Source organism: Pseudomonas avellanae BPIC 631 (genome assembly GCF_000444135.1).
GTDB classification, from domain to species: Bacteria; Pseudomonadota; Gammaproteobacteria; order Pseudomonadales; family Pseudomonadaceae; genus Aquipseudomonas; species Aquipseudomonas avellanae.
On record NZ_ATDK01000008.1, the window covers coordinates 1 to 11,089 of the forward strand.

The following is an 11,089-nucleotide window of genomic DNA, read 5'->3' on the forward strand; positions in this document are numbered from 1 at the left end:
AGCCACTGGCCGTTGAGCCTGTGGCCGCTGCCGAAGATGACGACATGCTGCAAAAGGTGCTCGACAACCCGATATTGCTGGGGTTGATCGGCGGTGCTGCGTTGTTGATTCTGGCCTTGCTGCTGTTGTTTCTGGCGCGTCGTCGTGCGGCGAAAGCGGAAGCCGAAAAACACAAACGCATGGCACGAGCGCTGGCTGAAGAATCCGATTTTGTTTCAGACATGGACATGGACGCACCGCAAGCCAGCTTCGACGGGCTTGACGTGCCGCCGCCCAATGTTCGTATGGGCGCAGGTGCTGCTGCCGGAGCCGCCGCTGCTCGTGAGCGTTCGGCTGATCCGCTGGTGCAGGCCGAGATCCATATTGCTTACGGGCGCATGAATCAGGCTGTCGAACTGCTCGAGGAAGCGGTCAAGGACGACCCGGCGCGCGATGATATTCGCCTCAAGCTGATGGAAATCTCTGCTGAACAAGGCAATAACAAAGCCTACGCCGCGCATGAGCGCAAGCTGGTGGCTGCGGGAAAGCGTGAAGCTGAGGTCGAGCAGCTGGAAGAACGTCACTCGACCCTGAAGCCTGTTGCGCCTGTTGTTGCGCCGGTAGCGCCGCAGGCTTCTGAACCTGCCCCTGCCCCTGCGTCGGCTGCCCCTGCAGTTGCCGCCGCGGCAGTAGCAGCCAGTGCGGCTGCATTGGCGGCAGAGCTTGATGCCAAATATGTAGAAGAGTTGCTGGCCGATGACTCGGCTGAACAGACGCCTGAGCCGGTTGTCGAGCCTGAACCTGTTGTGGTACCTGAACCCGAGCCGCTGGCCGCTGCCCCTGTCGAGGAAGAGGACCCGCTCGATCACGACTTTGATCTGAGCCTGGACGAGTTCGATGAAACGACCACGCCCGAAGTCTCCACGGTCGACAATCTTGACGATCTGATGCTGGACGAGCCCGCGCTGTCGGCGGTGCCTGACGATGAGCCGTTGAGCTTCGAGTCGATCATGCAGCAGCAGGAAGAGGCCCGGGCCGCGACGACGCCTGAAGACCTTGCCGATTTCGACCTGGATCTTTCCGAAGAGGATCCTGCGCTCAAGAACGAGGACGACTTCCTGCTGGGCCTTGGCAGTGAGCCGCTTGATCTGGGTGAAACAAAGCCTGTGCCGCCGATCAGCGACGATCTGGAGCTTCCCGAAGACTTCGATCTTTCGCTGGCAGACGAGATTGAAACCGATCAGGCCAGCCAGGCGTTCGCGACCGAAATCGACGACGTCAACGCCGAACTGGACCGCCTGGCGCAGAATCTTGAGCATCCGTCACTGGATGAGCCAAGGTTCACCGCCGAAGATGCGGCGGCACTGGATGACGAGCCGGATTTCGACTTCATGGCCGGTACTGACGAAGCGGCAACCAAGCTCGATCTGGCGCGTGCCTACATCGACATGGGCGATGCGGACGGTGCTCGTGACATTCTTGATGAAGTAGTCACCGAGGGCGATGACGGGCAGAAAAGCGAAGCGCGGGAGATGCTTTCGCGGCTTGCCTGATTGCACCGGTTTCAACCTGCAAACGGCCGCTTCTGCGGCCGTTTGCGTTTCAGTCGCCCGGCTTGAGTGGCGTGTTTTTTTTGCGACCGTATAATGATCGACTTTTCGCGAACCGACAGGCTGTAGCATTTTGGCGAACATAGATAACCCGGTTGCTGAAATGGCCGCCGAGGGCTTTTCCCGGATCGCGTTGGGCGTCGAGTACAAAGGCTCGCGTTATTGCGGCTGGCAGCGTCAGGCCTCCGGCGTGCTGACGGTGCAGGAAACCCTCGAAGATGCGCTGTCCAAGGTTGCCGCTTCACCCGTCTCGCTGATGTGTGCCGGGCGTACAGACGCTGGCGTGCATGCCTGCGGGCAAGTGGTGCATTTCGATACCCAGGCCGAGCGTTCATTGAAGGCCTGGGTCATGGGTGCCAACATCAACCTGCCTCACGACGTCAGTGTGTCGTGGGCCAGGGTCATGCCCGCCACGTTTCATGCGCGCTTCAAAGCCATTGCCCGTCGTTATCGCTACGTGATCTACAACGATCAGATCCGCCCGGCGCACCTGAATCAGGAAATTACCTGGAACCACCGCCCGCTGGACGTCGAGCGCATGGCGCAGGCGGCGGAGTATCTGGTGGGTATGCATGACTTCAGCGCCTTTCGTGCCGGTCAATGCCAGGCCAAGTCGCCAATCAAGCAGTTGCACCACCTGCGCGTGACCCGGCACGGCAAGATGATCGTGATCGATGTGCGCGCCAATGCCTTTCTGCACCACATGGTGCGCAATATCGCCGGCGTGCTGATGACCATCGGCGCCGGTGAGCGCCCGGTTGAATGGGCGCGTGATGTGCTTGAAAGCCGCGTTCGGCGCACCGGCGGCGTGACGGCTCATCCGTATGGTCTGTACCTGGTCCAGGTCGAGTACCGTGACGAATTTCCGTTACCCGAGCGCTACATCGGTCCGCACTTTCTTACAGGCTTTACAGAATTGGACGGCTGACGACCCGAGCAGCATTTGCTAACATCCGGGACTTTCCGAAAAGTCTGAGGTTTTCACAATATGTCAGCCGTTCGCAGCAAGATCTGCGGGATTACCCGCATAGAAGATGCGTTGGCTGCGGCCGAGGCGGGGGCCGACGCGATCGGACTGGTGTTTTACCCCAAAAGTCCGCGCGCAGTGACGGTGCTGCAGGCTCGCGCGATCATCGCCGCGCTGCCGCCGTTCATTACTACTGTCGGCCTGTTCGTCAATGCCAGCCGCTGCGAGCTCAACGAGACTCTGGATGCGGTTGCGCTGGACATGCTGCAGTTTCACGGCGATGAAACACCAGAGGAATGCGACGGTTATCATCGCCCGTACATCAAGGCGCTGCGGGTCAAGGCCGGTGATGACATTGCCCAGGCGTGCCGGACTTACCGCAATGCGCGTGGCGTACTGCTCGACACCTACGTAGAGGGCGTGCCCGGCGGTACGGGCGAAACCTTCGACTGGGCATTGATTCCGGACGACCTCGACAAGCCGGTCATACTGGCAGGTGGCCTGACGTCGGCCAATGTGGCGCAGGCCATTGCTCAGGTCCGGCCTTACGCGGTGGATGTCAGCGGCGGTGTTGAAAAGAGCAAGGGCATCAAGGATCGGGAAAAGATCCTGGCATTCATGAGTGCGGTGCACGGCACCTGATGTGACGGTTGTTGTTCGGCCGCCGTCCATAAGCCTGTTCCCGCCGCAAGACTCGCGGGTCGAATCAAGTAAGCGGTGGTGCCGATGCGCAACACCGTCATTGTGAAAAACCGGGGTGAGGGGTGTGCAGGTCTGGCCATGTGCCGATCGCTGTCCTTTCATCATCGTCCACACACGAATTTATCCGAGGGCGTGCGGCTGGCGTGTAGTTTGTCAGTCGTTCGAGCCACTCCGGTACTGGAGATATAAAGCATGAGCAACTGGTTGGTAGACAAGCTGATCCCATCGATCATGCGTTCCGAGGTCAAGAAGAGCTCGGTACCCGAAGGTCTCTGGCACAAATGCCCGTCCTGCGATGCCGTGCTTTATCGCCCGGAGCTGGAAAAGACCCTGGACGTCTGCCCCAAGTGCAACCACCACATGCGCATCGGCGCACGCGCACGGCTGAACATCTTTCTGGATGTCGACGGCCGTGAAGAGCTGGGCGTCGATCTGGAGCCGGTAGACCGTCTGAAATTTCGCGACGGCAAGAAGTACAAGGACCGCCTGACGGCTGCACAGAAGCAGACCGGTGAAAAGGACGCGCTGATTTCCATGAGCGGCACCTTGCTGGGCATGCCGGTAGTCGCTTCGGCATTCGAGTTCTCGTTCATGGGCGGCTCGATGGGCGCCATCGTCGGCGAGCGTTTTGTCCGTGCTGCCAACTATGCACTGGAAAACCGCTGCCCGATGATCTGCTTCGCTGCTTCCGGCGGCGCGCGGATGCAGGAAGCACTGATCTCCTTGATGCAGATGGCCAAAACTTCGGCTGTTCTGGCACGTCTTCGTGAAGAGGGGCTGCCGTTCATCTCGGTGTTGACCGACCCTGTCTACGGCGGCGTTTCTGCCAGTCTGGCCATGCTGGGTGATGTGATCGTTGCCGAGCCCAAGGCATTGATCGGTTTTGCCGGCCCGCGCGTCATCGAACAGACCGTCCGCGAAAAACTGCCTGAAGGCTTCCAGCGCAGCGAGTTCCTGCTGGACCACGGTGCCATCGATATGATTATTGCGCGCAGCGAGCTTCGTCCGCGTCTGGGCAACCTGCTGGCGCAGATGATGAATCTGCCGACGCCACGCTTTGTCGCACCGGTCATCGAACCTATCATCGTTCCGCCGGCACCGACCACGATATGACCCCTACGTCCCTGGGCGACTGGCTCGCCTACCTGGAGCAGTTGCATCCGTCAGCCATCGACATGGGCCTGGATCGATCGCGACAGGTAGCGCTGCAAATGGGCCTGATGCGCCCGGCGCGTCGGGTAATCACTGTAACGGGCACCAACGGCAAGGGCTCGACCTGCGCCTTTGTCGCTGCCTTGTTGCAGGCCCAGGGTCTGAAAATCGGTGTTTATAGCTCTCCGCACCTGATCCGCTACAACGAGCGGGTAAAAGTGCAGAGCGTCGAGGCCACCGACCTTGAATTGTGCGATGCCTTCGCTGCGGTTGAAGCGGCGCGTGGCGACGTCACCCTGACGTATTTTGAAATGGGCACGCTGGCGGCGTTCTGGTTGTTCGAGCGCGCTCAGCTCGACGCGGTCGTGCTGGAAGTCGGGCTGGGTGGCCGTCTGGATGCGGTAAACCTGATCGATTCGGATCTCGCGCTGGTCACCAGTATCGGTGTCGATCACACCGAGTACCTGGGTGATACACGTGAGTCGGTCGCCTTCGAGAAGGCCGGCATTTTCCGTGCGGGCTGCCCGGCGTTGTGTGGCGATCCTTCCCCCCCTGAGCCGCTGCTGACGAAAGCCCGCGAGCTTGGCTGCCCACTGCTGTTGCGCGGTCGGGACTTCGACCTCTCGATAGGCGATGACAGCTGGGACTGGCGTGGCGTCGCTCATGGTGATCAGGTAGAGCTGCGCGGCCTGCCACTGCTTGACCTCCCCATGCAGAACGCCGCATTGGCGCTGCAAGCGTTCGCCTTGCTGGGTTATCCACTGCAAACGGATGCAATCGGGCAGGTTCTTGCGCAGACCCGGCTTGCCGGTCGTCTTGATCGCCGAACCGTGCGCTGGCACGGCAAGCAGCTCAATCTGCTCCTCGACGTGGGCCATAACCCGCACGCTGCACACTTTCTGCAGCAGCGCCTCGCCCGTCGGCCAGTGTCTGGCAAGCGTTTTGCGGTGTTCGGTCTGCTCAACGACAAGGACCTTGATGGTGTGGTCGCGCACCTGGCGCCGGTCATTGCAGACTGGGCCGTTACGCCGCTGTCCACCTCGCGCAGTCGCCCGGCAGAAGAGTTGCATTCGGCATTACAGAACCTTGGCGCTCGCGTGACGTCCTATCAGAGTGTTGCGCAGGCATTGGACGCTCAGTGCGCGCACGCCACGCCCGATGACGAAATTCTGCTGTTCGGATCTTTTTACTGTGTTGCCGAGGCTCTGGAATGGTTGGCCCGGCACACCGATGAGGAAGCTGCAAATGGCTTTGCTGGATAACGTATTCAAGCAGCGAATGGTTGGAGCGCTGGTGCTGATCGCTATTGCGGTCATCTTCCTGCCGATGCTGTTCACGCGTGAAGATGAGACGCGCCAGGTTCAGGTCGAAGCGCCTTCGGCTCCTCACGCACCTGCCGCGTCACAGGTCAAGGTCGATCCTGTGCCGGTTCCGGAGCCTCAGGTTTTGCCTCAGGAGCCTGTGCCGGGTGACGCCGACATGGGTAGCAACAATCAGCCACCCGCCATGCCGATTGCACCGGCCCCGACTGCCCAGGCCACGGCTCCGGCGGTTGCGGCTCCTCCAACAAAGCCTGCGGCCAAGCCGGCAGCAACGCCCGCGCCTGCGCCAACTGCGCCGGCACCGGCTCCTGCCAAGCCGGCCGCACCTGCCGGGGTGGATGCCAACGGTCTGTCGATCAGCTGGTCGGTCCAGTTGGCGAGCATGTCCAATCGAGCCAATGCCGATAATCTGCAAAAGACGCTTCGTACCCAGGGCTACAACGCCTATATTCGTACTGCCGATGGCGTGAATCGGGTGTTTGTCGGCCCGTTGATAGAGCGCGCCGAAGCCGATCGCCTGCGTGATCAGCTCGACAAGCAGCAGAAGCTCAAGGGCATCGTGGTGCGCTTCCAGCCTGAACGGGGCTGACCGTCCGGCACCTGGTGTCGTTGCCGTGAAGGAAAATGCCTCTCGCCGGTAATCGCCGCTTACCGGCAGGCGGGCGCTCTGCTAAAATGCGCCGCCTTATCCGTCTGCAGGCTGCAACGTGCCATTTACTCCGGTTGACTGGGCAATTCTGGGAATTGTCGCCATCTCCGCCCTGATCAGTCTGAAACGCGGCTTCGTAAAAGAAGCACTGTCGTTGACGACGTGGATCATTGCAGGCGTAGTGGCCTGGATGTTTGGTGCAGGGCTGTCGCAGTATCTGGTCAATTATATAGAAACACCCTCGGCGCGCGTTATTGCGAGCTGCACCATCCTTTTCGTCGCCACCCTGCTGGTGGGCGCCATGGTCAATTTTCTGATAGGCGAGCTGATTCGCGTCACCGGGCTTTCCGGGACCGATCGCTTTCTCGGTATGGTCTTCGGCGCAGCGCGCGGAGGCCTGCTTGTCGTTGTAGCGGTAGGGCTGTTGAGCCTGGGGCCGGTACAACAGGATCAATGGTGGCAGCAGTCCAGGCTGGTGCCGCAATTTCTCATCGTTGCTGACTGGTCGAAAAACCTGATTCTCGGGATGTCCAGCAAGTGGCTCGCCAGCGGCATCAGCGTACCCGCTGATCTGCCGTTCAAGGAGCAGATCCTGCCGTCTACACTGCCGCAGGATGTGCTCGGTAAATCCAGTTCCACTAAGTAGGGGTTGTGTCGCATGTGTGGCATCGTCGGTATCGTCGGCAAGTCGAACGTCAATCAGGCGCTGTATGACGCGCTTACCGTCCTCCAGCACCGCGGCCAGGACGCTGCCGGTATCGTAACCAGCCACGATGGCCGGTTATTCCTGCGCAAGGACAACGGATTGGTGCGTGATGTGTTTCATCAGCGCCATATGCAGCGTCTGGTCGGGCACATGGGCATCGGTCATGTGCGTTATCCAACGGCGGGCAGTTCGACTTCGGCCGAAGCCCAGCCGTTCTACGTCAACTCGCCTTACGGCATCACGTTGGCGCATAACGGCAACCTCACCAACGTCGAGCAACTGGCCAAGGAGATTTACGAATCCGACCTGCGCCATGTGAACACCAATTCCGATTCGGAAGTGCTGCTCAACGTTTTTGCCCATGAACTGGCCGTGCGCGGCAAGTTGCAGCCGACCGAAGAAGATATCTTCGCGGCCGTGACCGACGTGCACCATCGCTGCCGTGGCGGCTATGCGGTCGTGGCAATGATCACCGGCTACGGCATCGTCGGTTTCCGTGACCCGGATGCCATTCGTCCTATCGTGTTCGGCCAGCGTCATACTGACGAAGGTGTCGAGTACATTATCGCGTCGGAAAGCGTCTCGCTGGACGTGCTGGGCTTCACCCTGATTCGCGACCTGGCACCGGGCGAAGCGGTCTACATCACCGAAGACGGCAAGCTGCACACCCGTCAGTGTGCGGCCAACCCCAAGTACGCGCCGTGCATCTTCGAGCACGTCTATCTGGCACGTCCGGACTCGATCATCGACGGCATCTCGGTCTACAAGGCGCGTCTGCGCATGGGCGAGAAGCTGGCCGACAAGATTCTGCGCGAGCGTCCGGATCACGACATCGACGTGGTCATCCCGATTCCGGACACCAGCCGAACTGCGGCGCTGGAACTGGCCAACCACCTGGGCGTCAAGTTCCGCGAAGGTTTCGTCAAGAACCGCTACATCGGCCGGACCTTCATCATGCCGGGTCAGGCAGCGCGCAAGAAATCCGTGCGCCAGAAGCTCAACGCAATCGAGCTGGAATTTCGCGGCAAGAACGTGATGCTGGTGGATGACTCCATCGTGCGTGGCACGACCTGCAAGCAGATCATCCAGATGGCCCGCGAAGCCGGTGCCAAGAATGTCTACTTCTGTTCGGCTGCCCCGGCAGTGCGTTACCCCAACGTCTACGGCATCGACATGCCGAGTGCTCACGAGCTGATCGCTCACAACCGTTCCACCCAGGACGTGGCCGACCTCATCGGTGCCGACTGGCTGGTCTATCAGGATCTGAATGACCTGATCGAGGCGGTCAGCGGCAGCAAGAAGATCAAGATCGACAACTTCGACTGCTCGGTTTTCGACGGCAAGTACGTGACCGGTGACATCGACGAGCACTACCTGAACAGGATCGAGAGCGCGCGCAACGACGCCTCCAAGATCAAGACCCAGGCAGTGAGCGCGATCATCGATCTGTACAACAACTAATTGAACAAGGAGTGGGCGGCATGACTCAGGAATGGGATGCAGGTCGGCTGGACAGCGACCTTGAAGGCGTGGGTTTCGATACCCTCGCCGTACGTGCCGGGCAACACCGCACCCCGGAAGGCGAGCATGGCGACCCCATGTTCTTCACCTCCAGCTACGTATTTCGCACGGCTGCCGATGCTGCCGCGCGTTTTGCAGGCGAGGTGCCGGGTAACGTCTATTCGCGTTACACCAACCCGACCGTGCGCTCCTTTGAAGAGCGTATTGCCGCGCTGGAAGGCGCAGAGCAGGCCGTTGCCACCGCTACAGGTATGGCGGCAACTCTGGCGGTGGTGATGAGCTTGTGTAGCGCCGGTGATCATGTGCTGGTGTCGCGCAGCGTATTCGGCTCGACCATCAGCCTCTTCGACAAGTATTTCAAGCGTTTCGGTATTGAGGTGGATTACGTTCCACTGGCAGAGTTGAGCGGTTGGGATGCGGCGATCAAGGCCAACACCAAAATGTTGTTCGTCGAATCGCCTTCCAACCCGTTGGCCGAGTTGGTGGACATCGCTGCGCTGGCCGAGATCGCCCACGCCAAGGGCGCGATGCTGATCGTCGACAACTGTTTCTGCACGCCAGCCTTGCAGCAGCCGTTGCTGCTGGGGGCCGACATTGTCGTGCACTCGGCCACCAAGTTCATCGACGGCCAGGGTCGTTGCATGGGCGGTGTGGTTGCCGGTCGCAGCGAGCAGATGAAAGAAGTAGTGGGCTTTCTGCGCACCGCCGGGCCGACGCTCAGCCCGTTCAATGCGTGGATTTTCCTCAAGGGCCTCGAAACCCTGAACCTGCGGATGCGCGCGCACTGCGCCAATGCCCAGGCGCTGGCCGAGTGGCTCGAGCAGCAGGACGGTATCGAAAAGGTCCACTACGCAGGGCTCGATAGCCATCCGCAGCATGAGCTGGCTAAACGTCAGCAAAAGGGCTTTGGCGCCGTGGTGAGCTTTGAGGTCAAGGGCGGCAAGGACGGCGCATGGCGTTTCATCGATGCCACGCGGTTGATCTCCATTACTGCCAACCTGGGCGACACCAAGACCACGATCACGCACCCGAGCACCACGTCCCATGGCCGTCTGGCGCCTCAAGAGCGTGAGGCGGCGGGTATTCGCGACAGCCTGATTCGGGTTGCTGTGGGGCTTGAAGACGTGGCTGACCTGCAGGCTGACCTGGCCCGTGGCCTGGCGGCGCTGTGAGTGACACGGCCAGTCACACGGCCACTGGCGAGGCAGGCGAGGAGTGGGCGCTGAAATTTGCCAGCACCCACAATGGACGTGTCGCGCTGGTGACCGGGGCTGCTCGCGGCATCGGGCTGGGCATTGCGGCATGGTTGATTGCTGAGGGCTGGCAAGTTGTTTTGACTGATCTGGACCGTGCGCGTGGCTCGAAAGTGGCCAGTGTGCTGGGTGAAAACGCCCTGTTCATTGGCATGGACGTCGCCAGTGAAGAGCAGGTCGCAGCGGGCGTGGCCGAAGTGCTCAGGCAGTTCGGTCGTCTGGACGCGCTGGTGTGCAATGCAGCAGTCGCCGATCCGCACAACACCACACTGGAAAGCCTTGAGCTGTCGCACTGGAATCGGGTGCTGGCGGTCAATCTTGGCGGCCCTATGTTGTTGGCCAAACATTGCGCGCCTTACCTGCGTGCGCACTGCGGCAGCATCGTTAACCTGACGTCCACTCGCTCCCGTCAGTCCGAAGCCGACACCGAGGCTTACGCGGCCAGCAAGGGCGGTCTGATGGCCCTGACGCATGCGTTGGCGATCAGTCTGGGGCCGGAGATCCGTGTCAATGCCGTCAGCCCGGGCTGGATCGACGCGCGCGACCCATCTTTGCGAAGAGCCGAGCCGCTGTCCGAGACCGATCACGCCCAGCATCCTGCTGGCAGGGTAGGGACGGTGGAAGATGTCGCGGCAATGGTCGCCTGGCTGCTGTCCCGAAATGCCGGTTTTGTGACCGGGCAGGAATTTGTGGTCGATGGCGGGATGACCCGCAAGATGGTCTACGCCCAATAGTGTGCCGAGATTGGCTCTTTGTTGTGCTTTTGATGTGTGGTAGCGGTTTTGCGATTGAGGCGATTTTTTAAAAAACTTCAATCAGGCTATTGACTTAGGTTCGTTAGGTGCGTAAATTTCGCGGCCTCAACGAAGCAAAGGGTGATTAGCTCAGCTGGGAGAGCAGCTGCCTTACAAGCAGCGGGTCGGCGGTTCGATCACGTCATCACCCACCATCGTTGAGTTTGAAAGCTGAAGTATGAGGGCTTTCAAATGCAGTAAACAGGACGCAAGTCCACAATGCGCAGCGGTAGTTCAGTCGGTTAGAATACCGGCCTGTCACGCCGGGGGTCGCGGGTTCGAGTCCCGTCCGCTGCGCCATATTTGTACAGATCGGGTTAGCCGGATCTGCGATTGAAAAGCCCAAGGGTCTTTCAATCACGAGTACAGGAAGCAAACTACCGAAGGTTTGTTTCAAACAGGTTTACAGCGATACGCAGCGGTAGTTCAGTCGG

General features: G+C 60.3%; 10 protein-coding genes and 2 tRNA genes. All 12 read left to right on the top strand.

Features of this window, described 5'->3' with window-relative positions; translation table 11 throughout:
* A partial coding sequence (locus tag DW49_RS0100420; protein WP_024421050.1) for a motility hub landmark protein FimV occupies positions 1-1,532 on the top strand: 1,532 nt, incomplete at its 5' end.
* A 160-nt stretch (positions 1,533-1,692) separates the two neighbouring features.
* Positions 1,693-2,517 (top strand): tRNA pseudouridine(38-40) synthase TruA, encoded by an 825-nt coding sequence (truA, locus tag DW49_RS0100425; RefSeq protein ID WP_029768596.1) that lies wholly within the window; start codon positions 1,693-1,695, stop codon positions 2,515-2,517.
* Positions 2,518-2,577: 60 nt separating this feature from the next.
* A complete protein-coding gene (locus DW49_RS0100430) occupies positions 2,578-3,198 on the top strand; it encodes a phosphoribosylanthranilate isomerase (protein ID WP_005619689.1) in 621 nt (206 codons plus the stop codon).
* Positions 3,199-3,450: 252 nt separating this feature from the next.
* Positions 3,451-4,371: an acetyl-CoA carboxylase, carboxyltransferase subunit beta gene (accD, locus tag DW49_RS0100435; RefSeq protein ID WP_005619688.1), complete on the top strand. Its 921-nt coding sequence runs from the start codon at positions 3,451-3,453 to the stop codon at positions 4,369-4,371.
* Positions 4,368-5,672 (top strand): bifunctional tetrahydrofolate synthase/dihydrofolate synthase, encoded by a 1,305-nt coding sequence (gene folC / locus DW49_RS0100440; RefSeq protein ID WP_005619686.1) that lies wholly within the window; start codon positions 4,368-4,370, stop codon positions 5,670-5,672. Before accD ends, folC begins: the two co-directional genes overlap by 4 nt.
* Entirely contained in the window at positions 5,656-6,321 is a 666-nt protein-coding gene (locus DW49_RS0100445) for an SPOR domain-containing protein (protein ID WP_005619685.1), read from the top strand. Before folC ends, DW49_RS0100445 begins: the two co-directional genes overlap by 17 nt.
* Positions 6,322-6,439: 118 nt before the next feature.
* Entirely contained in the window at positions 6,440-7,027 is a 588-nt protein-coding gene (locus DW49_RS0100450; RefSeq protein ID WP_003381065.1) for a CvpA family protein, read from the top strand.
* Between the two features lie 12 nt (positions 7,028-7,039).
* On the top strand, positions 7,040-8,548 hold the full coding sequence (gene purF / locus DW49_RS0100455) for an amidophosphoribosyltransferase (protein ID WP_005619684.1): 1,509 nt from the start codon (positions 7,040-7,042) through the stop codon (positions 8,546-8,548).
* A 20-nt stretch (positions 8,549-8,568) separates the two neighbouring features.
* Positions 8,569-9,780 carry an O-succinylhomoserine sulfhydrylase gene (locus DW49_RS0100460; protein ID WP_005619682.1) on the top strand — a complete coding sequence of 404 codons (1,212 nt, stop codon included), beginning with the start codon at positions 8,569-8,571 and terminating at the stop codon, positions 9,778-9,780.
* The gene (locus DW49_RS0100465; RefSeq protein WP_005619680.1) at positions 9,777-10,595 is read left to right on the top strand and encodes an SDR family oxidoreductase; all 819 of its coding nucleotides are present in this window, start codon (positions 9,777-9,779) and stop codon (positions 10,593-10,595) included. The genes DW49_RS0100460 and DW49_RS0100465 overlap by 4 nt, the downstream gene beginning before the upstream one ends.
* A gap of 139 nt (positions 10,596-10,734) precedes the next feature.
* Positions 10,735-10,810, top strand: a tRNA-Val gene (locus DW49_RS0100470).
* Positions 10,811-10,878: 68 nt separating this feature from the next.
* A tRNA-Asp gene (locus DW49_RS0100475) sits at positions 10,879-10,955 on the top strand.
* Positions 10,956-11,089 lie beyond the last annotated feature (134 nt).